This is a genomic window from Pseudomonas sp. H11T01 (assembly GCF_048515765.1).
Classification (GTDB): Bacteria; Pseudomonadota; Gammaproteobacteria; order Pseudomonadales; family Pseudomonadaceae; genus Aquipseudomonas.
The window spans coordinates 214,233-239,597 of the sequence record NZ_JBLYED010000002.1 but is presented as its reverse complement, the minus strand read 5'-3'; the positions used below and the strand labels follow the sequence as shown (position 1 = coordinate 239,597).

General features: G+C 59.1%; 18 protein-coding genes. 10 read left to right on the top strand and 8 right to left on the bottom strand.

The genetic code is table 11. The features are described 5' to 3' along the window. Nucleotides 1–34: 34 nt before the first annotated feature. Complete coding sequence (locus tag ACN1C3_RS03610) at nucleotides 35–964, bottom strand: LysR family transcriptional regulator (RefSeq protein WP_419114412.1); 930 nt, start codon at nucleotides 962–964, stop codon at nucleotides 35–37. A 152-nt stretch (nucleotides 965–1,116) separates the two neighbouring features. On the opposite strand from ACN1C3_RS03610, the gene ACN1C3_RS03605 reads away from it, so the two are divergent. Continuing rightward, the gene (locus ACN1C3_RS03605) at nucleotides 1,117–2,346 is read left to right on the top strand and encodes an acyl-CoA dehydrogenase (RefSeq protein ID WP_419114411.1); all 1,230 of its coding nucleotides are present in this window, start codon (nucleotides 1,117–1,119) and stop codon (nucleotides 2,344–2,346) included. Nucleotides 2,347–2,510: 164 nt separating this feature from the next. Here the strand turns inward: ACN1C3_RS03605 and ACN1C3_RS03600 are convergent, their stop codons facing one another. After that, nucleotides 2,511–3,851, bottom strand: a complete 1,341-nt coding sequence (locus tag ACN1C3_RS03600; protein WP_419114579.1) for a substrate-binding domain-containing protein — start codon at nucleotides 3,849–3,851, stop codon at nucleotides 2,511–2,513. A 213-nt stretch (nucleotides 3,852–4,064) separates the two neighbouring features. Continuing rightward, nucleotides 4,065–4,877 (bottom strand): exodeoxyribonuclease III, encoded by an 813-nt coding sequence (gene xthA, locus ACN1C3_RS03595; protein ID WP_419114410.1) that lies wholly within the window; start codon nucleotides 4,875–4,877, stop codon nucleotides 4,065–4,067. A 212-nt stretch (nucleotides 4,878–5,089) separates the two neighbouring features. On the opposite strand from xthA, the gene ACN1C3_RS03590 reads away from it, so the two are divergent. From ACN1C3_RS03590 to ACN1C3_RS03560, 7 genes are all read left to right on the top strand, one after another. Further along, complete coding sequence (locus ACN1C3_RS03590) at nucleotides 5,090–5,740, top strand: GNAT family N-acetyltransferase (protein ID WP_419114409.1); 651 nt, start codon at nucleotides 5,090–5,092, stop codon at nucleotides 5,738–5,740. A 64-nt stretch (nucleotides 5,741–5,804) separates the two neighbouring features. Continuing rightward, nucleotides 5,805–7,532: an autotransporter assembly complex protein TamA gene (locus ACN1C3_RS03585; RefSeq protein ID WP_419114408.1), complete on the top strand. Its 1,728-nt coding sequence runs from the start codon at nucleotides 5,805–5,807 to the stop codon at nucleotides 7,530–7,532. Further along, nucleotides 7,529–11,200, top strand: coding sequence for a translocation/assembly module TamB domain-containing protein (locus ACN1C3_RS03580; protein WP_419114407.1), 3,672 nt, complete (start codon nucleotides 7,529–7,531; stop codon nucleotides 11,198–11,200). The genes ACN1C3_RS03585 and ACN1C3_RS03580 overlap by 4 nt, the downstream gene beginning before the upstream one ends. A gap of 345 nt (nucleotides 11,201–11,545) precedes the next feature. Then, nucleotides 11,546–12,019: a MarR family winged helix-turn-helix transcriptional regulator gene (locus ACN1C3_RS03575; RefSeq protein ID WP_419114406.1), complete on the top strand. Its 474-nt coding sequence runs from the start codon at nucleotides 11,546–11,548 to the stop codon at nucleotides 12,017–12,019. Continuing rightward, a complete protein-coding gene (locus ACN1C3_RS03570) occupies nucleotides 12,016–13,485 on the top strand; it encodes an efflux transporter outer membrane subunit (protein ID WP_419114405.1) in 1,470 nt (489 codons plus the stop codon). Before ACN1C3_RS03575 ends, ACN1C3_RS03570 begins: the two co-directional genes overlap by 4 nt. Nucleotides 13,486–13,500: 15 nt before the next feature. Beyond that, complete coding sequence (locus ACN1C3_RS03565) at nucleotides 13,501–14,703, top strand: efflux RND transporter periplasmic adaptor subunit (RefSeq protein WP_419114404.1); 1,203 nt, start codon at nucleotides 13,501–13,503, stop codon at nucleotides 14,701–14,703. Nucleotides 14,704–14,767: 64 nt separating this feature from the next. Then, nucleotides 14,768–16,297, top strand: a complete 1,530-nt coding sequence (locus ACN1C3_RS03560; RefSeq protein WP_419114403.1) for a DHA2 family efflux MFS transporter permease subunit — start codon at nucleotides 14,768–14,770, stop codon at nucleotides 16,295–16,297. A 123-nt stretch (nucleotides 16,298–16,420) separates the two neighbouring features. On the opposite strand, the gene ACN1C3_RS03555 is transcribed toward ACN1C3_RS03560, so the two are convergent. Together ACN1C3_RS03555 and ACN1C3_RS03550 are read right to left on the bottom strand one after the other, a co-directional pair. After that, a complete protein-coding gene (locus ACN1C3_RS03555) occupies nucleotides 16,421–17,173 on the bottom strand; it encodes a UDP-2,3-diacylglucosamine diphosphatase (RefSeq protein WP_419114402.1) in 753 nt (250 codons plus the stop codon). Beyond that, nucleotides 17,170–17,673 carry a peptidylprolyl isomerase gene (locus ACN1C3_RS03550; RefSeq protein ID WP_419114401.1) on the bottom strand — a complete coding sequence of 168 codons (504 nt, stop codon included), beginning with the start codon at nucleotides 17,671–17,673 and terminating at the stop codon, nucleotides 17,170–17,172. The genes ACN1C3_RS03555 and ACN1C3_RS03550 overlap by 4 nt, the downstream gene beginning before the upstream one ends. A gap of 295 nt (nucleotides 17,674–17,968) precedes the next feature. Here ACN1C3_RS03550 and ACN1C3_RS03545 point away from each other — a divergent pair, with 295 nt between their 5' ends. Both ACN1C3_RS03545 and cysS read left to right on the top strand, forming a co-directional pair. Further along, on the top strand, nucleotides 17,969–19,666 hold the full coding sequence (locus ACN1C3_RS03545; RefSeq protein ID WP_419114400.1) for a glutamine--tRNA ligase/YqeY domain fusion protein: 1,698 nt from the start codon (nucleotides 17,969–17,971) through the stop codon (nucleotides 19,664–19,666). Nucleotides 19,667–19,680: 14 nt separating this feature from the next. Beyond that, nucleotides 19,681–21,063: a cysteine--tRNA ligase gene (gene cysS / locus ACN1C3_RS03540; protein ID WP_419114399.1), complete on the top strand. Its 1,383-nt coding sequence runs from the start codon at nucleotides 19,681–19,683 to the stop codon at nucleotides 21,061–21,063. A gap of 81 nt (nucleotides 21,064–21,144) precedes the next feature. Here the strand turns inward: cysS and ACN1C3_RS03535 are convergent, their stop codons facing one another. The 3 genes from ACN1C3_RS03535 to nuoM all read right to left on the bottom strand — a co-directional run bounded on the left by ACN1C3_RS03535 (nucleotide 21,145) and on the right by nuoM (nucleotide 25,327). Continuing rightward, entirely contained in the window at nucleotides 21,145–22,017 is an 873-nt protein-coding gene (locus tag ACN1C3_RS03535) for an undecaprenyl-diphosphate phosphatase (protein WP_419114398.1), read from the bottom strand. A gap of 306 nt (nucleotides 22,018–22,323) precedes the next feature. After that, complete coding sequence (gene nuoN / locus ACN1C3_RS03530; protein WP_419114397.1) at nucleotides 22,324–23,787, bottom strand: NADH-quinone oxidoreductase subunit NuoN; 1,464 nt, start codon at nucleotides 23,785–23,787, stop codon at nucleotides 22,324–22,326. Between the two features lie 7 nt (nucleotides 23,788–23,794). Further along, nucleotides 23,795–25,327, bottom strand: coding sequence for an NADH-quinone oxidoreductase subunit M (gene nuoM, locus ACN1C3_RS03525; protein ID WP_419114396.1), 1,533 nt, complete (start codon nucleotides 25,325–25,327; stop codon nucleotides 23,795–23,797). Nucleotides 25,328–25,365 lie beyond the last annotated feature (38 nt).

The following is a 25,365-nucleotide window of genomic DNA, read 5'->3' as shown; positions in this document are numbered from 1 at the left end:
TCGTTCATCGCGGGCAAGCCTCGCTCCCACGAAATTACGCCTTGTCGAGCTTCTTCTCATGCGCCGTCACCTGCTGGCACAACTCGATCATCTGCTCGCGCATCCAGCGGTTGGCTGGGTCCTGGTCGGTGCTTTCGTGCCAGTAGAGGTGGGTTTCAACCGGCGGCACGTCATTGACCGGCAAGTTGACTGAATACAGGTCATGCCGACGGGCGAAACGCTCCGGTACGGTCATCACCATGTCGGTCTGTTGCAGCACTTGCGAGGCCATCAGGTAATGCTGGGAGCGCAGGGCGATTTTGCGTTGGATACCCATTTTGCCGAGCGCCAGGTCGACATGCCCCAGGCCGCTGCGGCGGCTGGAAATATGGATATGGGTCAGCGACAGGTAATCATCGAGGGTGAATTTCTCTTTGCCCGCCAGCGGATGCCCCTTGCGCATGGCGCAGACATAGCGGTCTTCCATCAGCTTGACGTGGCGCACTTGCGGATCGGTGTTGAGTGGTGCGTCGACAGCGAAGTCGAGGCGGCCGGCGGCCAGCTCCTTGGTGGTTTCCCGGCGTTTGGACAAAAAGCTCTCGATGATCACCGTTGGCGCCAGGCGACGCAGGCGTTGGAACAGCAGCGGCAGGATCACCGCTTCGGTAAGGTCGGTCATGCTGATGCGGTAGGTCTTGGCCGCCTGCAACGGGTTGAAAATCCGGCTTTCCTGCACCGAAACCCGCAGCAGTGACAATGCATTGCGCACCGGGCCGATGATGTTCTGTGCCATGGGTGTGGGCACCATGCCCTGGGCGGTGCGTACAAATAGCGGGTCGTTGAAGGTCTCGCGCAGGCGGGCCAGAGCGTTCGAGACGGCTGGCTGAGTGATGCCGACGATCTGTCCGGCGCGGGTCAGATTGGCTTCAGTGTAGATCGCGTCGAAGACGATAAAGAGGTTCAGGTCGACCTTGCTCAGATTCATTGCGCGGCACTCTTATTTTTAGGTTTCGATCAATCGATCATATATCGGTGATGAATGTTAATACACGCCGAGAATAGGCTAGGTAAATTTTCGTAGCTGTTCTAGCATCGATTGCATGACCTCAACAACCTCCTAGAAGAAGGTAGCTGCTCATGGATTTCGCTTATTCCCCGAAGGTTCAGGAACTGCGTGAGCGCGTGACCGCGTTCATGGACGCTTACGTTTATCCGGCTGAAGCGGTGTTCGAACGCCAGGTTGCCGAAGGTGATCGCTGGCAGCCGACCGCGATCATGGAAGAACTCAAGCTCAAGGCCAAGGCTGAAGGCTTGTGGAATTTGTTTCTTCCTGAGTCCGAGCTCGGTGCTGGCTTGACCAACCTCGAATACGCGCCGCTGGCGGAAATCATGGGTCGCTCGCTACTCGGGCCAGAGCCGTTCAACTGCTCGGCGCCGGACACTGGCAACATGGAAGTGCTGGTGCGTTACGCCAACGAAGGGCAGAAGCAGCGCTGGCTGGAGCCGCTGTTGCGCGGTGAGATTCGTTCGGCCTTCGCCATGACCGAGCCGGATGTCGCTTCCTCCGACGCCACCAATATGGCCGCCCGCGCTGAGCGTCAGGGCGACGAGTGGGTGATCAACGGCAAAAAATGGTGGACTTCAGGTGCTTGCGATCCGCGCTGCAAGATCCTGATCTTCATGGGCCTGAGCAATCCGGACGCGCCGCGTCACCAACAGCACTCGATGATTCTGGTGCCGGTGGATGCCCCGGGTGTGAAGATCGTCCGTCCGCTACCGGTGTTCGGTTACGACGACGCGCCTCATGGCCACGCCGAAGTGCTGTTCGAAAACGTCCGTGTCCCTTACGAAAACGTGTTGCTGGGCGAGGGGCGCGGTTTTGAAATCGCTCAAGGTCGCCTTGGCCCAGGCCGGATTCACCACTGCATGCGCTCCATCGGCATGGCCGAACGCGCACTGGAATTGATGTGCAAACGTTCGGTCAATCGCACGGCGTTTGGCAAACCGCTGGCACGTCTGGGCGGCAATATCGACAAAATCGCCGACTCGCGGATGGAAATCGACATGGCGCGGCTGCTGACCCTGAAAGCGGCCTACATGATGGACACCGTCGGCAATAAAGTGGCGAAAAGTGAAATCGCCCAGATCAAGGTCGTCGCGCCAAACGTGGCCTTGAAGGTCATCGACCGGGCGATCCAGATCCACGGCGGGGCGGGGGTTTCCAACGATTTCCCGTTGGCCTATATGTACGCCATGCAGCGCACCTTGCGCCTGGCCGATGGTCCGGACGAAGTGCACCGTGCGGCGATCGGCAAATTCGAGATCGGTAAATATGTGCCGAGAGAGATGATGCGTAGCGGGCATTAAGACCGAGGTGCTTTTGTGGCGAGGGAGCTTGCTCCCGCTGGGGCGCGAAGCGACCCCAAAATCCGGCAACTCGGTTGTTTCAGCAACACCGGGTTGACTGGTTTTGCGGCTGCTCCGCAGCCGAGCGGGAGCAAGCTCCCTCGCCACAATGAGCGCAATCGAACTCAATACACCCAAACCTCCACCCGCCGATTCTTGATCCTGCCTTCATCCGCGCTATTGGTCGCCACCGGCATTTCTGCACCAAAGCCGCGGATTTCTCGAAACACCACGCCGCTTTTGACCAACTCGCGCCGTACCGCCATGGCTCGCAGTTTCGATAAAAGCGCCGCCCGCGCCGGGTCGCTTTTGGCATCACCAAAACCCACCAGCGTGACCTGTTTGTTGAGCTTGTCGTGGAGCTTTAAATAGTCGAGCACTCGCGACAGATCTTGCCGGGCCTTGTTGTCCAGGCTGGCGCTGCCTTCCTCGAAGCGAAAATTCACCGTTAGCCGTTGCCCTTCGCGGGTGATGGCTTGATAGTCGTCAGGCATCTGTGCGCTGGGCGTTACCGTCATGGCCTGCACGGTCTGCGCAATAAACCCATTGGCTGCGACAATCGCCTGGCCTTGGCTGCTCTGGGCAAACGCCACCAGCGCGTCGGCCCATGGGTTTTGCCCATTGGGTGGCAGGTAAAAGAACAAGCGCCGTGACAGTGGATAGTCTTCGGTGGCGATCAGGCTGCGCCGGGGCAGCATAGGCTGCGAGTCGCCATCGACAATCGCCACGGCTTTGGCCTGGCGCACATAGGGCAGGCCGATAAAACCAATACCCTGAGGATCCTGGCTGACCGCATCGGACAGCTGTTCGCTGGATTCGAAGCGTTTCGCCGTGCTGTCCAGGGTTTTGCCGCGCCGACTGAGAACAAGTTCTTTGAAGGTGTCGTAAGTGCCCGATTGATCATCCCGGGCATACAAGTGGATAGACCCGCCAGCGCCGCCAAGTTCTTCCCAGGTTTTCACCTCTCCGCTGAAAATCCGTGCCAGTTGCTCGGTGTTTAATCGGTTCAAGGGATTCTGCGGATGGAGGATGATCGCCAACCCATCAATTGCGATTACCTGCTCGGCGGCAGGGCTTTTCAAGTCGCCCAAGGCTTCCAGGTCGACCAGTTCACTGTCCTTGATCGGTCGCGATGAGGCGGCCAGGTCGGCGTTCTGCGCTTTAAGTGCGGTAAAACCAGTGCTCGAACCATGGGCGGCGACTTCCACCAGTACCCGACGTCCTTGCTCGGTGTTGCCGACGACGCGCTGTTCGTTGTCTTTGCCCGAGATTTCGCTGTGGATCTCGCGCAAGCCTTGCGCCTCCATCAATCCTTTGACCAGCGCCGGACCCAAGGCGGCACCGATGGTGTTGGAGCCCTGAATGCGCAGGACAGGGCCATGGTCCGGGGTCGGTAGCTCAGTGGCGAAGACCGGAAAAGGCAGCACGCAGCAAAGCATCATCACAAACAGAGCGCGCAGCATCAGACCGGCACCTTCTAGTAGGGCAAAGGAAGTGCCGGGGAGAATAAGTCAGAGAGGTTTCCGAAAGATGACAGTCAAGGGTGAGATCGTTCCCACGCTCTGCGTGGGAATGCAGCCCGTGATGCTCCGCGTCACATTCAAGAGCGGACGCAGAGTGTCCAGTGATGCATTCCCACGCGGGAGCGTGGGAACGATCAAAAGATCAGCGGACTGCGATCAGCTCAACTCAAGCCAGATCGGCGCATGATCGGAAGGCTTTTCCATGGCGCGCAGGTCGTAGTCGACGCCGGCATCCTTCACCCTCGGCAATAAGCCGTGAGAGGCCATGATCAGGTCGATGCGCAGGCCGCGCTTGGGCTCGTCTTCGAAGCCGCGGCTGCGGTAGTCGAACCAGCTGAAGCGATCCGCGACGTCCGGGTTCAAGTGACGGAAACTGTCCACCAGGCCCCAGTTCTTCAAGCGGGCCATCCACTCGCGCTCTTCCGGGAGGAAGCTGCATTTGCCGGTTTTCAACCAGCGCTTCATGTTGTCCGGACCGATGCCGATGTCGCAGTCTTCCGGGGAAATGTTGACGTCACCCATCACGACCAGCGGCTGGTCATTGCTGAACTGGGTTTCGAGCAATTGCTGCAAGTCGTTATAGAAACGTTGTTTGGCTGGAAATTTGGTGGGGTGGTCGCGGTTTTCACCTTGTGGGAAATAGCCGTTCATGATGGTCACTGGCACGCCGTTGGCGTCGGCGAAGGTGCCCCAGATAAAGCGCCGCTGAGCATCTTCTTCGTCGGTGGTAAAGCCTTTATGCAGTGCAATCGGCTCCTGGCGGGAGAGCAGGGCGACGCCGTAATGGCCCTTTTGTCCGTGGTAATACACGTGATAACCCAGGGCCTGAACCTCGGCCAACGGGAACTGGTCGTCATGGACCTTGGTTTCCTGCAGGCCGATCACGTCCGGCTGGTGCTTCTCGATCAGCGCCGCCAGTTGGTGGGGCCGGGCGCGCAGGCCGTTGATGTTGAACGAGACGATCTTCATGGTCGGCAGTCCTGGCAAAACTGCGATGCTAGCCGACAAGTCCGATGGCGGCCAGCGTGGCGGCAGGTCAGATGCGCTGCTAATGTCCTTTGAGCGTAGAGTGTAAGCCGTTGTTACAGGAAGCTGTGCAAGTCAACAACTGCTCGTAGTAACAAGGCTTCTTATACAAAGGTGAGGCCAATTTGAGCCGAGCCCAGGGGAGATCCATCGCTATGCCTGAATCCTCAACGGCCATCGCCGACATTCATATGCTCGACAGCGGCTATTCCAGCGAAGCGCGCTCCTTGCTGTATCAAGCCTACCGCCATGAGCCGACCTTTGGTTTTCTGTTCGAGGCCGAGCGGCCCGGCTATGAGCACCGCGTTCGGGCAACGGTGCGTGAACTGGTCAAACAACACTTTCTTCAGGATTTGCCGGCCATTGGTCTGCTGATCAACGACCGGCTGATCGGCATCGCCCTGATCGCGCCGCCGCAACGCCGCCTGGGCATCACCGAGAGTTGGGCCTGGCGCCTGCGGATGGTGCTCAGTACCGGATTCCGCTGCACGCGGCGTTATCTGGATTATCACGCGGCGGTGGTGGCCTGCCTGCCATCCGATGCGGTTCACGTCTTGCCGCTGCTGGGAATTCACCCGCAGTTTCAGGGCAAGCACTTCGGCGAGCAGTTACTTCAAGCGGTTCATAATTGGTGCGCAGAGGACGAGCATTCAGAAGGCGTGGTACTTGATACCGGGAATCCACGTTATCTGGAGTTCTATAAGCGTCAGGGTTACGAGGAAATTGGCGAGGTCGCTGTGGGACCTATCCTCGAGCACGTGTTTTTTCACCCCAATCCACAAGTGTTACAAACAGCAACCGCTTGATGGAGAACTTCCGGCCACTCCAGGGCTCTATCACGCTCCCAAGCTCGTGATAGCATCCGCGCCTATGAAGTTTCCAGGAAGATTCACCAGCGGTTTGCTCATGCTGGTCACAAGCTGTGCGGCGTTGGCACAAAGTGAATTGGATGTGCGGATCAAACCGTCCAACGATGAACTGAAAGCCAATGTGGAGGGCTATATCGGTAGTCTGGGCGATCGCGACGAAGAAGCCTTGTTACGCTTCAGTCGCGGTGCCGAAGAGCAAGCCAGAAAGGCCGCCCAGGCCTTGGGTTTCTATCAGCCGCAGATCGACAGCGAAGTCAAAGGTGGCAAGTCGCCGAAGTTGGTGTTGAACATCGACCCCGGCGAGCCTGTGCACTTACGCAATGTCACCGTGCGCATCGATGGCCCGGCAGCTTCCCTCAAAACCTTCCGCGTGCCGAAAAGCGATCTGCTCAAGTCCGGCGCAGTACTCAATCACGGCCATTACGAAGACGCCAAGCGGCTGATCCAGAATCAGGCGTCGCGCTATGGCTTTTTCAGCGGGCGGTTTACCAGCCAAAAATTATCAGTGGACCCCCAGGCCGGTGTTGCCGACATCGAGTTGATCTACGACAGCGGCCCGCGCTATACCTTGGGCGAGGTCAGCTTTGCTGGCGACACGCCGTTCGATGAAGACTTGTTGCAACGTATGGTGCCCTTCAAGGCCGGTGATCCCTACGACTCCGAACTGATCGCGGAACTCAATCAGGCGTTGCAGTCGAGCGGCTATTTCGAAGGCGTGCGGGTCGATGCTGCACCCGCTGCGGCTGCCAATGATGTGATCCCGGTGGCGGTGAAGCTGGAAACCCGCAAGCCAAGGACCATGGGCCTGGGGCTGGGTTTTTCCACTGACGTCGGCCCGCGCGCCAAAGCCAACTGGACCCGGCATTGGGTCAATCCTCAAGGCCACAGTTATGGTTGGGAGGCGGAGGTGTCCGCGCCACGGCAGAACGTCGGCCTGTGGTACGACGTGCCGCTGGATCCGCCGCTCACCGACAAACTGCGCTTTGCCGGTGGCTATCAATACGAAGAACTGGCTAGCAACGACAGCCTGAGCAAATTGCTGACCCTCGGCCCCGAGTGGCACAGCAAATTGCCCAGCGGCTGGCAGCGGGTGATTTCGCTGAAATGGCAGCGCGAGGAATTTCGTCTAGGCAATGATTCGGGCCTGAGCAATTTACTGATGCCCGGCGTCAGTTACGCCTACCTGCGCAGCGACAACCGCATCGATCCGCACAATGGCTATCGTCTGCAATTCGACACCAAGGTGGCCAAGGAAGGGTTGGCGTCGGATACCAACTTGCTCTACGGCACTGCGCTGCTCAAAGGCTTGACCACCGTCTGGGACAAGCACCGTTTTCTTGGCCGCGTGCAGTTCGGCGGCAGCGCCACCAATGGTTATAAAACGGTCCCTCCGTCATTGCGTTTTTTTGCCGGTGGTGATCAAAGCGTACGCGGTTACGACTACCAGAGTCTGTCCCCGGAAAACTCCGACGGTCGTCGCATCGGTGGTCGCTATATGGTCGCCGGCAGCGTCGAGTATCAATACTCCATCGCCGAGAAATGGCGGGTCGCAACCTTCATCGACCAGGGGAACTCGTTCAACACACTTGAACTGCCGAACCTCAAGACCGGGGTCGGCATCGGCGTGCGTTGGATCTCGCCGGTCGGGCCGCTGCGTCTTGATCTCGCCCATGCGTTGGACGACGACGGTGGTATTCGTTTGCACTTCTCCATGGGACCTGAGCTTTGAATCGTGCTTTGAAAATAGCGCTGCTGGCGATCCTTGCGCTGGTGATGGTCGTATTGCTGGCGCTGGGCACTTTGCTGGGGACTCACGCCGGCAGTCGTTGGGCGCTGGGGCAGGTGCCGGGTTTGACGGTGGAGAATTTCCAGGGCCGTTTGAGCGGCCAATGGAGTGCTGATCATCTGCTCTGGCAGCAACACAGCAGTCGGGTCGAACTGACCAGGCCGATTTTTGCCTGGTCGCCGCTGTGTCTGACGCGCATGACGTTGTGCATTGATCAACTGAAGGCTGAACAAGTCAGTCTGCAATTTCCACCGAGTACCGATGAAAGCAGCGGCCCCATCAGTCTGCCCGAGCTGAAACTGCCGGTGGCTATTGAGTTGGGTGAGGTGCAAGTCGGCAGCCTGCTGTTCAACGGCAGCGAACAACTCAAAGGCCTGCAATTGGCAGCCCATTGGACAGCCAAGGGCTTGCAGATCGACTCTGTGCACCTGCAACGGGACAAGCTGAGCCTGGACCTGTCCGGCCTGCTGCAACCGAGCGGTAACTGGCCATTGACTGCCAAAGGCAAATTGACCTTGCCGGCGCCGGGCACTGAGCCGTGGACATTGGCATTGAGCGTCGACGGCGACCTGCTGAAAACCCTGAACCTCAAAGCGGATAGCAGCGGTTACCTGCAAGGCCTGTTGACCGGCGAGCTGCAACCTCTGGTTGAAAACCTGCCGGCTCAAGTGCGCATTACCGCGGACGGCTTCAAGGCCAGCGCCGATTTACCGGACACCTTGAAACTCAATCAACTCGAATTGACCGGCAAGGGCGATCTGAAAAACGGTTATCAATTAATCGGCAAAGCCACCTTGCCGGCCGAGCAGGGGCCGGTCGGCCTGATGCTGCAAGGCAAGGTCGACGCCAAGGGCGCGCAAATCGCCGCGCTGGACCTCAGTGCCAGTGCCGAACAAAGCCTCAAGCTCACCGGGCAACTGGACTGGAGTGAAGGCTTCAGCGCTGAGGCCAAGGTCGACTGGTTGAGTTTTCCGTGGCATCGGCTTTATCCGCTGATCGACGAACCGGCGGTAGTGCTGCGGACCTTCAACGGCGAAGTGTCCTATCGTGACGGCAACTATCTGGGCAACTTCAAAGCCGCGCTCGATGGCCCGGCAGGGGCGTTCAGCCTGAGCAGCCCGTTCAGTGGCGATCTGACAAAAATTTATCTACCCCAGTTCAAGCTGGCAGCCGGGCAGGGCAAGGCCGAAGGACATGTGAATCTGCAGTTTGCCGACGGCATAGCCTGGGACACCGCGCTGGATTTGTCGGCAATCAATCCGGCGTATTGGTTGGCGGAGTTGCCGGGAACCCTGGCCGGGCCGCTACGCAGCAAAGGCGAAATAAAGAATGAACAGCTGAAGCTGAATGCTGACCTGGACCTCAAGGGCAAGCTGCGCGGTCAACCGGCAGTGTTCCAGGCCAAGGCGGATGGCGCTGGCGAACAATGGACCCTCAGTGCGTTGGACATTCGCCTGGGGGACAACCACATCAACGGCACCGGCAGTCTGCAACAGAAACTGGCCGGGCATCTCGACATCAAAATGCCGCGCCTGGGTCAACTCTGGCCGCAATTGCGCGGTCAGCTCAATGGACGTCTTGATCTCGCCGGTACCCTGAAAGCACCGCAAGGCAAACTGAGTCTGCAAGGCTTGCAACTGGCGATGGCCGACAATCGCCTGCAAAGCCTCAATCTGGATGCCAACCTCGACAGCGCCCAACGGGCGCGCATCGACCTCAAAGGCAGTGGCATTCAGGTCGGTGAAACGCAGCTGGGCACGCTGACGGCCAGTGGTCAGGGCGATATCAAGAACCAGAAGCTGCAACTGGACCTCCAGGGCCCGATGCTCAAACTGGCACTGGGGCTGGACGGCAATCTGGACAAAGGCAACTGGCGCGGACGTCTGGCCAGCGGTGACATACAGGCTGGCGGCCAGGACTGGAAGTTGCAGGCTCCGGCGAAACTCGAGCGCCTGGCGGACGGCAAAATGACCTTCGCCGCCCATTGCTGGGCGTCCGGGCAAGCCAGCATGTGCGGTGAAGACCAGCGGTTGATGCCCGAGCCCAAGCTGCGTTACCACCTCAAACAGTTCCCGATTGAAAGCCTGGCGCAATGGCTGCCGAAGGATTTCGCCTGGAAGGGCAAGCTCAACGCCGACGTGCAACTGGATCTGCCGGCCAGTGGCCCGAAAGGCCAGATCATGGTCGATGCGAGCGGCGGTATGCTGCGCATGCGCGAAAAAGATCAGTGGCTGGACTTCCCTTATCAGACGCTGAAACTCAACAGCACCCTCAATCCGAATCGCATTGATACCCAGCTCGACTTCGTCGGTGGCAAGCTCGGTGAGTTGATGGTGCAGGCGCAGATCAACCCGTTACCGAAAAACAAACCGCTGACCGGCTCGTTCCGGCTGAACGGTCTGGATCTGTCAGTGGCGCGGCCGTTTGTACCCATGGTCGAGAAGCTGTCCGGGCATTTGAACGGCAGCGGCAGTTTGTCCGGTGGTTTGCTCGCGCCCCAGGTTAACGGCAACCTGATCCTCAGCGATGGCGAAATCTCCGGGCCTGAATTACCCACCCGTTTCGAGGCGCTGCAGATTCAGGCGCTGATCGCTGGCGAAAGTGTGCAACTGAATGGTAGCTGGAAAAGCGGCAAAACCGGGCAGGGCACGTTGAACGGACAGGTGGCCTGGGGCGAAGCGCTGATGGTTGATCTGAGTCTTAAGGGCTCGCAACTGCCGGTCACGGTCGAGCCTTATGCCGTGCTGGAGGTGGCGCCGGACCTGAAGATTTCGATGAAAAACGACAAGCTGGCGATTACCGGCAAGGTGCTGGTGCCTAAAGGCGAAATCACCATCCGTGAGTTACCGCCATCGACGGTCAAAGTCTCGGGTGACACGGTGATCGTTGGCCATCAGACCGAAGAAGGCAAACCGCCGATAGTCATGGCGATGGACGTCGATGTAGAGGTTGGCAAAGACAAACTCAGCTTTAGCGGTTTTGGTTTGACCGCCAACCTGCAAGGCCATGTGCACATCGGCGACAACATGGACACTCGAGGTGAACTCTGGCTTAACGATGGTCGTTATCGGGCCTATGGCCAGCGCCTGACGGTTCGCCGTGCGCGGTTGTTGTTTGCAGGTCCCATTGATCAGCCGTATCTGGACATCGAAGCGATTCGCCAGACCGACGACGTGATCGCCGGCATCCGCTTGAGCGGCAACGCCGAGCAGCCGACCACGCAGATCTTCTCCGAACCGGCCATGAGCCAGGAGGATGCGCTGTCCTACCTGGTGCTCGGTCATCCTAGGAGCACCACCGGCGAAGACAACAACATGCTGGCCCAGGCGGCGTTGGGTCTGGGGCTGATGGGCAGTTCGAATCTCACCGGCGGTCTGGCCAAGGACCTGGGGATTCAGGATTTCCAGCTCGACACCCAAGGCAGCGGCAACGCCACCAGCGTAGTCGCCAGCGGCAACATCTCCGAGAAACTCAGTTTGCGTTATGGGGTTGGCGTGTTCGAGCCGGCTAATACCATCGCGCTGCGCTACAAGCTGAGCAAGAAGGTCTATCTGGAAGCGGCTAGCGGCATCGCCAGTTCGCTGGATATCTTCTATAAGCGGGATTTCTAAAGACGCTGCGGACCCCCTGTGGCGAGGGAGCTTGCTCCCGCTGGGGCGCGCAGCGGCCCTAAAACCTGCAATCACATTTCGTCAGGTACACCGCGTTCCCAGGTTTTACGACTGCTGCGCAGCCGAGCGGGAGCAAGCTCCCTCGCCACAATGATCGCGCAAACCTCAGGTTTTCCATCGTCAGCACCATCCCTTCTAAAAATATCCCTTTCATAACGCCTTCGTCCTACCCCGCACCACTCATCATCCAAATACAAAGCCTCCTAACTATTGCCTTGACATTCGCTGCCTAGGCAGTAACATCTCGACACACACTCTCTGCCTAGGCAGCTAATTGGTGGTCAGATGAAACATTTCACGCCGGACGAATTTCAAAATTGCCATCTCGGACTGTTGCTGGGGCGCGCCGCCTTGCTTAAGGACCGAATCATCGACACCCACATGGAACCTCACGGCATCACTGCCGCGCAGTTCAAGGTGTTGATCATCATGGCTCAGTTCGGCGTGGACACCCCGGCCGAGCTGTGCCGGCATCTGTCGCTCGACAGCGGCTCGATGACCCGGATGCTCGATCGTCTGGAGCAGAAAGGTTTTCTCGCTCGCAAACGCTCTGAAGAAGACCGGCGCCAGGTTCAGCTGGTCCTGACCGAAGAAGGCCAGACGCTGGCTGACCGGCTCCCGCACATCGGTGCCGAGGCGATGAATGAGCTGGCCGGCGCGATCACCAGCGAAGAGCTGAAAACCCTGGAACACATCCTGAAGAAGATTTTGGTGGCGGCCGGTGACTCGATCACCTTGCTGCGGGTAGGTGATAAATGAGCAGTCAATCCTTGCGTAGCGGTTTGAGTCTGGTGCTGCTGGCCATGAGCCTGGCCGGTTGTGCCAGTTACAGTGGCTTGAACACCGAAGGTGTCAGCCTCGACGCGAAAAACCTCAAGGCTGGTCAATCCCTCAGCGGCGTCACGCTGTCACCCGCGGCCTGGCCGAAAAGCGACTGGTGGAAAAGCCTTGGCGATTCGCAGCTCGACGGTTTGATCCAGGAAGCCTTGCACGACAGCCCCGACATGCAAATCGCCAGCGCCCGGGCTCATCAGGCCAGCGCCGCCGCGTATGCAGCCAACGCTGCGCGGATGCCGACCCTCGACGCCAGCGCCAGTGTCAGCCGCTCACGACTGGCCCGTGATCAGGATCCGACCGGGCAGGGCGGCAACTACAGCACCCTGCGTAGCCTGGGTGCGGACTTCAACTACACCTTCGACCTCTGGGGCGGTCAGCGTGCCACCTGGGAAGCCGCGCTGGGCCAGGCCCGCGCTGCCGAGATCGACCAGCAAGCGGCGCAGTTGACTTTGGCCGCCGATGTGGCCCGGGCCTACAGCGATCTGGGTCAGGCGCACATCGTCCATGACCTGGCCACTGATGACCTCAAGCGCACCCGGCAAATGCTCGATCTGAGCAAGCGTCGGCTGAGCTCTGGAATCGACAGCCAATATCAGTATCAGCAAACCGAAAGCCTGGAAGCCAGTTCCGAAGCCACCTTGATCGACGCCGAGAAAAGACTGCAAAGCGCCAAAATCGCGTTGGCGGTTTTGCTGGGCAAAGGCCCGGATCGCGGCAACGAAATCGCTCGACCGAAAGTCTTGCAGGCCAGCGCCGTTGCCTTGCCGTCTGTGCTTCCGGCCGAGTTGCTCGGTCGTCGCCCAGACCTGATCGCCGCGCGCTGGCGGGTCGAAGCGGCGAGCAAGAATATCGTCGCCGGTAAAACCAACTTCTATCCCAACCTCAACCTGAGTGCTGCTGCCGGGGTTCAATCGTTGTTGGGCGATGCGATGTTCGGCTCGGCGAGCCGCTTCTTCAATGTCGCGCCCACCGTGTCGCTGCCGATCTTCGATGGCGGTCGCCTGCGTGCTGACCTTGATTCTCGCGACGCCGACTACGACCTCGCCGTGGCGCAGTACAACAAAAGCCTGGTGAAAGCGCTGGGGGATGTCAGCGACACCATCTCCCAGCTGCACGATATCGGTCGGCAGATCGGTGCGCAGCAACACGCCACCGACATCGCTCAGGATTCTTACAACACTGTGGTCCAGCGCTTTGGTTCCGGTATCGGTAACTACCTGGACGTGCTCAGCATCGAGCAGCAACTGCTGCAGGCCCAGCGTCAACTGGCGAACCTGAATGCCGAGCAAATCGATCTCTCGATTCAACTGATGCAGGCCCTGGGCGGCGGGTTTCAGGCCGACACCTTGGCCGCGGCCAACCCAACCCCAGCCACACGGACTGAATAATTCAAGGTACTTGTCATGGCCACTGAAGAAACAATCAACACGACTGAAAATACCCAAGACGCCGGCAACTCGCGCAAGCGCAAAGTCATGCTGCTGGTACTCGCTGTCATCGTCGTCCTTGGCGGGATGGGCGTCTGGGGCTGGCACGAGTTTTACGGGCGCTGGAATGAAAGCACCGACGACGCTTACGTGAATGGCAACGTGGTAGAAATCACCCCGTTGGTCACCGGCACAGTGGTGAGCATCGGTGCCGATGACGGTGACCTGGTCCATGAAGGCCAGGTGCTGATCAACTTCGATCCGAACGATGCCGAAGTCGGCCTGCAAAGCGCGCAGGCTAATTTGGCCCGCACCGTGCGTCAGGTCCGCGGCCTGTACAGCAACGTCGACGGCATGAAGGCGCAAGTCGGTGCGCAAAAAGCCGAAGTGCAAAAAGCTCAGGACAACTTCAACCGCCGGAAAAATCTGGCGGCCGGCGGGGCGATTTCCCAGGAAGAACTGTCCCACGCTCGCGATGACCTGACCTCGGCGCAAAACGCCTTGGCCAACGCGCAACAACAGCTCAACACTACCAACGCGCTGGTGGACGATACCGTGGTTTCGTCCCACCCGGATGTGCAGGCCGCGGCCGCGCAATTGCGTCAGGCTTACCTGAACGATGCCCGCAGCACCTTGATCGCGCCCGTAACCGGCTATGTCGCCAAACGCACCGTGCAACTCGGTCAACGGGTTCAGCCGGGCACGGCGTTGATGGCGGTGATCCCGCTGGATCAGCTGTGGATCGACGCCAACTTCAAGGAAACCCAGTTGCATGACATGCGTATCGGTCAGCCGGTGGACATCGAAGCGGACCTCTACGGCAGCGACGTGAAATTCAGCGGCACCATCGACAGCCTGGGTGCCGGTACCGGCAGTGCCTTCGCCTTGCTGCCGGCGCAAAACGCCACCGGCAACTGGATCAAGATCGTCCAGCGGGTGCCGGTGCGGATTCATATCAATGCCGAAGAACTTGCAAAACACCCATTGCGGGTCGGCCTGTCGACTCAGGTTCAGGTCAATCTGCACGATCAGAGCGGCCCGGTGCTGGCGCAACAGCCGCCGCAAAAGGCCTCGTTCAGCACCAACGTCTACGACCGTCAGTTGGCTGAAGCCGATGCGATGATCACCCGGTTGATCCACGACAATAGCTCTGCGGCGAGTAAAACCGCCCAGCGCTGATTCGCCAATCCATCAGCTGCGGCCGTAACAGCCGCAGCGTTTGCCAAGCTTCAAAGGATTCGCGATGAGCAATAACGCCTCCTTCACGCCGCCCAGTTTGTTGTTCGCCACCATCGGTTTGTCCCTGGCGACCTTCATGCAGGTGCTCGACACCACCATCGCCAACGTGGCCTTGCCGACGATTTCTGGCAACCTGGGCGTGAGTTCGGAGCAGGGCACCTGGGTCATCACCTCATTTGCCGTGAGCAACGCGATTGCCTTGCCGTTGACCGGTTGGCTGAGCCGGCGTTTCGGCGAGGTAAAGCTGTTTCTCTGGGCGACCATTCTGTTTGTGCTGGCCTCGTTTCTCTGCGGGATCTCGACCTCAATGCCTGAACTGGTCGGTTTTCGGGTTGTGCAGGGGTTGGTAGCCGGGCCACTGTATCCCATGACCCAGACCTTGCTGATCGCGGTCTATCCGCCCGCCAAACGGGGGATGGCATTGGCATTGCTGGCGATGGTCACGGTGGTCGCGCCGATTGCCGGCCCCATACTCGGTGGCTGGATTACCGACAGCTACAGCTGGCCGTGGATCTTCTTTATCAACGTGCCCATTGGTGTGTTCGCGGTCATGGTGGTCAAGCAACAACTCAAGACCCGGCCGGTGGTGATCAGTCGCCAACCGATGGACTATGTTGGCTTGCTGACCTTGATCATTGGCGTCGGTGCGCTCCAGGTCATCCTCGACAAGGGCAATGATCTGGACTGGTTCGAGTCGAACTTCATCATTATCGGCGCGGCCATTTCAGCGATAGCGCTGGCGGTGTTCGTGATCTGGGAAATGACCGACAAGCACCCGGTGGTCAATCTGCGGCTGTTCGCTTATCGCAACTTTCGCATCGGCACCATCGTGCTGATATTGGGTTATGCCGGGTTTTTCGGCATTAACCTGATCCTGCCGCAATGGTTGCAGACACAAATGGGCTACACGGCGACGTGGGCCGGGTTGGCGGTGGCGCCGATCGGCATTCTGCCGGTACTGATGTCGCCGTTTGTCGGCAAGTACGCGCACAAGTTCGACTTGCGGTTGCTGGCCGGACTGGCGTTTCTGGCGATCGGTTTGAGCTGCTTCATGCGCGCCGGGTTCACCAATGAAGTGGACTTCCAGCACATCGCCCTGGTGCAGCTGTTCATGGGCATCGGCGTGGCGCTGTTCTTCATGCCGACCCTGAGCATCCTGATGTCGGACTTGCCGCCTAGCCAGATCGCCGATGGTGCGGGCCTTGCGACTTTCCTGCGGACCTTGGGCGGTAGTTTTGCGGCATCGCTGACCACTTGGATCTGGATCCGCCGTGCCGATCAGCATCATGCGTACCTGAGCGAAAGCATCAGCACCTTTGAACCGGCAACCCGGGATGCGCTGAACAGCTTGGGTGGGGCCAGCAATCCGGCCTATGCGCAGCTCGACCATGTGCTCACCAGCCAGGCCTATATGCTCTCGACCGTGGATTACTTCACGCTATTGGGTTGGGGTTTTATGGGGTTGATTCTGCTGGTGTGGCTGGCCAAGCCACCGTTCGCCGCGAAGGCCGGGCCTGAGGCGGCAGGGCACTGAGCACAACGCGGTCAATGTGGGAGCGAGCTTGCTCGCGATAGCGATGGATCAGTCAATAAAGAAGTTGAATGTGCATCCGCCATCGCGAGCAAGCTCGCTCCCACAGGTATTTGTGTTCAGTCGTCAGTTTCCGGGTGCTGCCAGTTGCGGCGGCGGGGTGAAATCAAACGCCGCCAACGCAAACCCTTGCTCATCCACCTGCAACGCCCACCCTTGACGATCCCAATCCCCCAGCACAATGCGCTTGGCCGCTTGTTCGCCAATCTGCAGTTTGTGGATGGCCGGGCGATGGGTGTGGCCGTGGATCAAGGTCCGCACGCGGTACTGCTGCATGATCCGTGGGATTTCCTCGGGGGTCACGTCGACGATGTCGTTGGCTTTCATGCGGGTCTGGGTGCGGCTTTCGCTGCGCAGCTTGCGCGCCAGCTTGTGCCGGGTGCGCAAGGGCAAGTGCCGCAGCACCCACAAGGTGACTGGGTTACGCAGGTAGCGGCGCATCCGCATATAGGCTTCGTCGCGGGTGCAGAGGCTGTCGCCGTGCATCAGCAGCACCGGCTCGCCGTTGAACTCGACAACGCTCGGGTCTTTGAGCAGGGTTGCGCCTGCTGCCTTGCAAAAGGCCTGACCAAGCATGAAGTCGCGATTGCCATGCATCAGGAAAATCTGCGTACCGTGGTCGCTTAAGTCCCGCAGTGCCTGGCAAATGGAAAGCTGGTAGGGGGTCATGGCATCGTCGCCGATCCATACCTCAAAAAAATCTCCCAATATGTACAGCGCTTGCGCCGAGCGGGCACGCCCGTTCAGTAAATCCAGAAACGCCCGGGTTATATCCGGGCGCTCCTCTTCCAGATGCAAATCTGAAATCAGCAATATCACCCAATGATCTCGGCTTTCTCGATGATCACGTCTTCTGCTGGTACATCTTGATGACCGGACTTCATGGTGGTGGCAACACCTTTGATCTTGTCGACAACGTCGGTGCCTTCGACCACTTTACCGAACACTGCATAGCCCCAGCCCTGTGCGGTTTTGCCGCTGTGGTTGAGGAAGCTGTTGTCGGCTACGTTGATGAAGAACTGTGCGGAAGCCGAATGCGGCTCCATGGTGCGAGCCATGGCAACGGTGTATTTGTCGTTGGAAAGACCGTTGTCAGCTTCGTTCTGGATGCTGGCGCGCTTGTCTTTCTTTTCTTTCATGCCAGGTTCGAAACCGCCGCCCTGGACCATGAAGTTGCCGATGACGCGGTGGAATACGGTGTTTTCGTAGTGGCCGGCCTTAACGTACTCGACAAAGTTGGCAACGGTAATCGGTGCTTTCTCGGCATTCAGTTCCAGGACGATGTCGCCGTGGTTGGTAGTCAGTTTGACTTTAGTCATGATCGTTATCGCTCTTTCAAGAAATTCGTGGGTTTCGGGGCGCTCACGCAGCCTGCGGGCCCGAACCGGTTTGGCAAAAAAACGCCAAGGTGCGCAGTTTAGCGTGCCGGGCGCGAATTTCGAGGCTGTTTTTCAATTGAGCTGCATTAAATGCAGCCGTTTGCCGACCTGCTCTGTCAGGGTATTGACGGCATCGGCTATGATAGGCGCCTCGATTTAATAGCCGCTTTGATTTAATAGCCGCTTTGATTTATCAGGCCGCATTAGGCCGCGCACTTGTACGTTCAAGGATCCTATGAGCAAGCCCACTGTCGACCCTACCTCGAATTCCAAGGCCGGACCTGCCGTTCCGGTCAATTTCCTGCGCCCGATCATCCAGGCGGACCTGGACTCGGGTAAGCACACGCAGATCGTGACCCGCTTTCCGCCAGAGCCCAACGGCTACCTGCACATCGGCCACGCCAAGTCGATTTGTGTGAACTTCGGCCTGGCCGAGGAGTTCGGTGGCGTGACGCACCTGCGTTTTGACGACACCAACCCGGCCAAGGAAGACCAGGAATACATCGACGCCATTGAAAGTGACATCAAATGGCTGGGCTTCCAATGGTCCGGTGAAGTGCGCTATGCCTCGCAGTATTTCGACCAGCTGCACGCTTGGGCGGTGGAGCTGATCAAGGCAGGCAAGGCCTACGTTTGCGACCTGACCCCCGAGCAAGCCAGGGAATACCGTGGCAACCTGACCGAACCGGGCAAGAACAGCCCGTTCCGCGAGCGCAGCGTCGAGGAAAACCTGGACTGGTTCGCCCGTATGACGGCCGGCGAATTCAAGGACGGCGAGCGCGTCCTGCGGGCCAAGATCGACATGGCTTCGCCGAACATGAACCTGCGTGATCCGATCATGTATCGCATCCGTCACGAGCACCACCACCAGACCGGTGACACGTGGTGCATCTACCCGAACTACGACTTCACCCACGGTCAGTCGGACGCCATCGAAGGCATCACCCACTCGATCTGCACCCTGGAGTTCGAAGGCCACCGTCCGCTGTACGACTGGTTCCTCGACAATCTGCCAGTACCGGCGCACCCGCGTCAGTACGAGTTCTCGCGGCTGAACCTGAACTACACCATCACCAGCAAGCGCAAGCTCAAGCAGCTGGTTGACGAGAAGCACGTCAACGGCTGGGACGACCCGCGCATGTCCACGCTCTCGGGTTTCCGCCGCCGTGGCTACACGCCGAAATCGATCCGCAACTTCTGCGACATGGTCGGCACCAACCGTTCCGAAGGCGTGGTCGACTTTGGCATGCTGGAATTCAGCATCCGCGACGACCTCGATCACAGCGCCCCGCGTGCCATGTGCGTGCTGCGTCCGCTGAAAGTCGTGATCACCAACTACCCGGAAGGCCAGGTCGAGAACCTTGAACTGCCGTGCCACCCGAAAGAAGAAATGGGCGTGCGCCAACTGCCATTCGCCCGTGAAATCTACATCGACCGTGAAGACTTCATGGAAGAGCCGCCAAAAGGCTACAAACGCCTGGAGCCGAACGGCGAAGTGCGTCTGCGCGGCAGCTACGTGATTCGTGCCGACGAAGCGATCAAGGACGCCGACGGCAACATCGTCGAACTACGTTGCTCCTACGATCCGGAAACCCTGGGCAAAAACCCAGAAGGCCGCAAGGTCAAAGGCGTGGTGCATTGGGTGCCGGCTGCGGCCAGCGTCGAGTGCGAAGTGCGTCTGTACGATCGCCTGTTCCGTTCGGCGAACCCGGAAAAGGCTGAAGACAGCGCAGGTTTCCTGGACAACATCAACCCTGACTCCCTGCAGGTGCTCACCGGTTGTCGTGCTGAACCGTCATTGGCGCAAGCACAGCCAGAGGACCGTTTCCAGTTCGAGCGCGAAGGCTACTTCTGCGCGGATATCAAGGACTCGAAACCAGGGTCTCTGGTCTTCAACCGTACCGTGACCCTGCGCGATTCATGGGGCCAGTGATTTAAGGAATCTTCGTGCTTACGATCTACAACACGCTCACCAAGAGCAAAGAAGTCTTCAAGCCTCTGGATGGCAACAAGGTGCGCATGTACGTCTGCGGAATGACCGTGTACGACTACTGCCACCTGGGCCACGGCCGCAGCATGGTCGCCTTTGACCTGGTGACCCGCTGGCTGCGTTTCAGCGGTTATGACCTGACCTACGTGCGCAACATCACCGACATCGACGACAAGATCATCAATCGCGCCCGTGAAAACGGCGAGTCGTTCGAAGCGCTGACCGAGCGCATGATCGCGGCGATGCACGAAGACGAGTCGCGCTTGAATATTCTCAAGCCGGACATGGAACCGCGGGCCACCGATCATATCGCCGGAATGCACGCGATGATCCAGACCTTGATCGATAAGGGTTACGCCTACGCGCCGGGTAACGGCGATGTGTACTACCGCGTCGGTAAGTTCCAGGGTTACGGCAAGCTGTCGCGCAAGAAGATCGAAGACCTGCGCATCGGCGCACGGATCGAAGTCGACGAGTCGAAACAGGACCCACTGGACTTCGTGCTGTGGAAAGCCGCCAAGCCGGGCGAGCCGAGCTGGGAGTCGCCATGGGGCGCCGGGCGTCCGGGCTGGCACATCGAATGCTCGGTGATGTCGACCTGCTGCCTGGGCGAGACTTTCGATATTCATGGCGGCGGCAGCGACCTCGAGTTTCCGCACCATGAAAACGAAATCGCTCAGAGCGAAGCCGCCACCGGCAAGCCGTACGCCAACGCGTGGATGCACTGCGGGATGATTCGCATCAATGGCGAGAAGATGTCCAAGTCCTTGAACAACTTCTTCACCATTCGCGACGTCCTCGACAAGTACCACCCGGAAGTCGTGCGCTACTTGTTGGTGTCGAGCCACTACCGCAGCGCGATCAACTACTCGGAAGACAACCTCAAGGACGCCAAAGGTGCGCTGGAGCGTTTCTACCACGCGTTGAAAGGTCTGCCGACAGTTCCGGCAGCCGGTGGCGAAGCCTTCGTCGAGCGTTTCGCCCAGGTAATGAACGACGACTTCGGCACGCCGGAAGCGTGCGCGGTGCTGTTCGAGATGGTCCGCGAGATCAACCGTCTGCGCGAGAGCGATGTGAACGCAGCGGCCGGTCTGGCAGCACGCTTGAAGGAATTGGCCAGCGTGCTGGGTGTGTTGCAGCTCGAAGCCGATGATTTCCTGCAGGCCGGCGCTGAAGGCCGTGTTGATGCCGCAGAAGTGGATGCGCTGATTCAAGCGCGTCTGGCAGCCCGTGCCGGTAAAGACTGGGCAGAATCGGACCGCATCCGCGACCAGCTCACCGCCATGGGCGTGGTGCTGGAAGACGGCAAGGGCGGTACGACCTGGCGTCTGGCTGACTGATTGCTGTATTGGCGACAAAACAAAACCCGCCTTGTGCGGGTTTTGTTTTTTGGTCTGGATTCGCCGGGATCCTGAGTTCTTTCAGCTCAGGAATCCGGTACTGACTGCAACAATCAGGAAAATACCCAGCACCGCGCGGTAAATGACAAAAGGCCAGGTGGAGAACTTTTCCAGAAACTTCATCAGGCCCCAAATGGCGAAAAACGCCGAGACGCTAGCGACCACCAGACCAAAAATCAGATGTGCCCAGGCTTGCGCCGGGAGTTGTGCGTGAAACAACACCCACAGCTCTTTCAGGCCAGCCAGGGCAATAGCGGGCAACCCCAGCAGGAAAGAGAAGCGCGCCGCTTCTTCGCGTTTAAAGTTAAGGAACAGCGCCGCTGTAAGCGTTGAACCAGAACGGGAAACCCCAGGAATCAACGCCCCGATCTGAGCAATGCCGACAATCAGCGCATCGCGCAGACGCATTTCTGCGACGGTACGGCGATGGCGGCAACTGAGCTCGGCAGCTGCCAGCAAAACGGCCATCACCACACAGGAAATCCCGATGACCATCAGGCCTCTCAGAGGGGAGTTGCAGGCGTTGAGTGTCGAGGACAAGGCCAGTCCCGCAATACCGATGGGGATGGTCGCCAGCACGATGGCCACGGCCAGCTTGAACCACTGGTTGTCGTAATCACCCTGGCGCACGGCACCGACGCTGCCGGTGACCACCTGCCTCACATCCCGCCAGAAGTAACTGACCACTGCCGCCAGTGCCGCCAGTTGCATGGCGGCGGAAAACGCCGAACCAGGATCGGGCCAGCCGAGCAGGGCGGGTACGATTCGCATATGGGCAGTGGAGGAAACGGGCAACAGCTCGGTAATACCTTGAATGATGCCCAGGATGCCGATTTGCAGGTAATCCAGAGAAGCAAAGCCAATATCAAGGCCGCTGGAACAGATGTTTGTCAAAGCGCATATCCTATGAGAATAGGAGGGGAGGGAGGTGTTTGGTTCAAGAAGAACAGGACGACAAGCTGAAACATTTCGTCACGTTTGGCCGGCGCGGTCAATGGCTTCATCCAGCAGGCGAAGTCTAGATGACATTTGTCGAGTTCTGGGTGGGAGACCCTCATTCGTGACTCCCTTCAAATGAATCCTGAATCTCGTTTGGTAATACCCCGCAAAAATCCTCAGGCACGGTCAATTGTCCTCACCAAACGCAAAAACGGCACCCGAAGGTGCCGTTTTGTTTTTCTACCGCGTGTAACTAAGCGATCAACCCGCCAGCCCGGACTGTTGCACCAGAGCCAACAACGGCTGTGGGTACAGGCCGAGGAAGAACGCCAGAACAGCGATGGCCAGCAGCATGACGCCGCCGGTGCGTTGTTCCCAGTGCAGCTGAGCGTCGTGACGACGCAGGTTCGGTTCGATCAGGTACAGGGTGACCATCACGCGCAGGTAGTAGAAGACGCCAATGGCGCTGCCCAATACCAGCGAACCAACCAGCCACCATTGGTGGGATTCGACACCGGTAGCGATGATGTAGAACTTGCCGATGAAGCCGGCAGTCAGCGGGATACCGGCCAGGGACAGCATCATCACAGTCAGTACGGCGGTCAGGTACGGACGGCGCCAGAACAGGCCGCGGTACTCGTACAGCGCATCAGCGTCACGACCGTTGTACGGCGAGGACATCAGGGTGATCACGCCGAATGCGCCGAGGCTGGTGATCACGTAGGTGACCAGGTAAACGCCGATGGCTTCCATCGCCAGACCTTTGCTCGCCACCAGGGCGATCAGCAGGTAACCGAAGTGCGCGATGGAGGAGTAACCCAGCAGACGCTTGAGGTTGCTCTGGGTCAGCGCCAGCAGGTTACCGAACAGGATCGAAGCGATGGCGATGATGGTCAGAACGTTGCTCAGTACACCACTGTTGGCCACTGGCGAGATCTGGAACAGACGCACCATCACCGCAAACACCGCTACCTTGCTGGCGGTCGCGAGGAACGCCGCCACCGGGGCAGGGGCGCCTTCGTAGACGTCCGGTGTCCAGAGGTGGAAAGGTACCAGCGACAGCTTGAACGCCAGACCGATCAACATCATGGCCAGGCCCAGTTGCGCGACCGGGCTTGGCAGACCGGTAGCGGCCAGTGCCTGACCGATGCCGCTGAAGCTCAGGCTGCCGGCTTCTGCGTAAAGCAGGGCCATACCGAACAACAGGAACGCGGAACCGGCTGCCGACAGCACCATGTACTTGATGCCGGCTTCCAGAGAGCGCTTGTTGAAGAAGGCATACGCCACCAGACCGTAGACCGGTACCGAGAGCAGTTCCAGACCGACGAACAAGCCGGCCAGGTGCTGCGCGCTGACTAGAACCAGGCCACCGGCCGCAGCCATCAGGATCAGCAGGTACAGTTCTTCGCGGTTGCCCGGGTAACCCGAACCGCCATCGCCGAGGTAGGCGTGGGCGAGGGTGACGCAGGCCAGCGTGGCGACCAGGATCAGCGCCATGTAGAGGCAGGCGAAGCTATCGATCTGCAGCAATGGAGTCACGGCCAGAGGCGCGACTTTCAGGGCCGGGAGGATCGACAGCAGTGCCAGGTTGAGACCGGCTACTGAAAGCAGGAAGGTCTGTGAGTGGTTGCGACGCCAGGCGATAGCCAGCATCACCACGATAATCGTGGCGCTGGTAATCAACAGCGGCGCAAGCGCGATAAAGTGTTGAATCGTCAGGTCCATAGCGCTCTTACCGGGCCGAAGCGAGTTGAGTGAAGGCGGTACCGAACCATTGCTGCACACCATGCATCGTAGCGGCAGAGGTATCGAGGAACGGTTGCGGGTAAATGCCGATGTAGACCAACAGCCCCGCAAGTCCGACCACCATGATCAGTTCGCGAGCATCCATACCGTGCAGTACTTCGTCCGACTTGGACGGGCCGAAGTAGGCGCGGTGGATCATGATCAGCGAGTAGACCGAGCCGAACACCAGGCCGGAGGTGGCAATCGCAGTGATCCAGGGTGCACTGGCAAAATTGCCCAGCAGGATCAGGAATTCACCGACGAAGTTACCGGTACCCGGCAAGCCCAGAGAAGCGGCTGCAAAGAACAGGCTGACCGCTGGCAGATACGCGATGCGTGACCACAGGCCACCCATCTCGCGCATGTCGCGGGTATGCAGGCGCTCGTACAACTGGCCGCTGAGGATAAAGAGTGCCGCTGCCGAAACACCGTGCGCCAGCATCTGCATCACGGCGCCTTGCAGCGCGAGCTGGCTGCCGGAGTAGATCCCGATCAGCACGAAGCCCATGTGCGAAACGCTGGAGAAGGCGATCAGACGCTTGATGTCGGTTTGTGCGAAGGCCAGGAAAGCACCGTAGAAGATCCCGACCAGACCCAGGGTCATGGCGATCGGCGCGAACTCGGCCGAGGCATTCGGGAACAGCGGCAGGGCGAAACGCAACAGACCATAAGCAGCGGTCTTCAACAAGATACCGGCCAGGTCAACGGAACCTGCGGTCGGCGCCTGGGCGTGAGCATCCGGCAGCCAGGAGTGGAACGGCACCACTGGCAGCTTCACCGCGAAGGCGATGAAGAAGCCGAGCATCAGGATGTACTCGGTGGTCAGCGACATCTTGGTTTTCAGCAAGTGGGCGTAATCGAACGTGATCACACCGGTGTCGTTGAAATTGACCAGTACCAGGCCCAGGATCGCCACCAACATGATCAGGCCGCTGGCCTGGGTGAAGATGAAGAACTTGGTCGCCGCGTAGATCCGGGTCTTCTTGCCGTCCGATGAGCTATGACCCCAGAGCGCGATGAGGAAGTACATCGGCACCAGCATCATTTCCCAGAAGAAGAAGAACATGAACAGGTCGAGGGCGAGGAACACGCCGACTACGCCGCCCAGGATCCACATCAGGTTCAGGTGGAAGAAGCCAACGTGACGCTGGATCTCTTTCCACGAGCAGAGTACCGAGAGGACACCCAGCAGACCGGTCAGCAGGATCATCAACAGCGACAGGCCGTCTAGGGCCAGGTGCACGTTGATGCCGAAACGCTCGATCCAGACGTGCTTGAACTCAATCACCCAAGTCGGATCGGCGCCAGGCGCCGGAGCAAATGAATAATCACCGTGGGCCCACAGCCAGAGGCCGAGCGCGAGTTCCAGGGACATGGTCAGCAACGCAATCCAGCGGGGCAGGGTAGCGCCGAAGCGCTCCCCCATCCAGCACAGCAGGCCGCCGATAAAGGGGATCAGGATTAGCCAAGGCAGAATCATGACGGGCTCAATTCCTTTCGCAATTTCGCAAGGTTCAT

Excerpts from the sequence above, each read along its gene's own strand:
- ACN1C3_RS03585 (WP_419114408.1), top strand. The coding sequence starts at position 5,805 with ATGAAGTTTCCAGGAAGATTCACCAGCGGTTTGCTCATGCTGGTCACA.
- xthA (WP_419114410.1), bottom strand. The coding sequence starts at position 4,877 with ATGAAGATCGTCTCGTTCAACATCAACGGCCTGCGCGCCCGGCCCCAC.
- ACN1C3_RS03545 (WP_419114400.1), top strand. The coding sequence starts at position 17,969 with ATGAGCAAGCCCACTGTCGACCCTACCTCGAATTCCAAGGCCGGACCT.
- ACN1C3_RS03570 (WP_419114405.1), top strand. The coding sequence starts at position 12,016 with ATGAGCAGTCAATCCTTGCGTAGCGGTTTGAGTCTGGTGCTGCTGGCC.
- ACN1C3_RS03590 (WP_419114409.1), top strand. The coding sequence starts at position 5,090 with ATGCCTGAATCCTCAACGGCCATCGCCGACATTCATATGCTCGACAGC.
- nuoM (WP_419114396.1), bottom strand. The coding sequence starts at position 25,327 with ATGATTCTGCCTTGGCTAATCCTGATCCCCTTTATCGGCGGCCTGCTG.
- ACN1C3_RS03610 (WP_419114412.1), bottom strand. The coding sequence starts at position 964 with ATGAATCTGAGCAAGGTCGACCTGAACCTCTTTATCGTCTTCGACGCG.
- ACN1C3_RS03560 (WP_419114403.1), top strand. The coding sequence starts at position 14,768 with ATGAGCAATAACGCCTCCTTCACGCCGCCCAGTTTGTTGTTCGCCACC.
- ACN1C3_RS03550 (WP_419114401.1), bottom strand. The coding sequence starts at position 17,673 with ATGACTAAAGTCAAACTGACTACCAACCACGGCGACATCGTCCTGGAA.
- nuoN (WP_419114397.1), bottom strand. The coding sequence starts at position 23,787 with ATGGACCTGACGATTCAACACTTTATCGCGCTTGCGCCGCTGTTGATT.
- ACN1C3_RS03605 (WP_419114411.1), top strand. The coding sequence starts at position 1,117 with ATGGATTTCGCTTATTCCCCGAAGGTTCAGGAACTGCGTGAGCGCGTG.
- ACN1C3_RS03575 (WP_419114406.1), top strand. The coding sequence starts at position 11,546 with ATGAAACATTTCACGCCGGACGAATTTCAAAATTGCCATCTCGGACTG.
- ACN1C3_RS03565 (WP_419114404.1), top strand. The coding sequence starts at position 13,501 with ATGGCCACTGAAGAAACAATCAACACGACTGAAAATACCCAAGACGCC.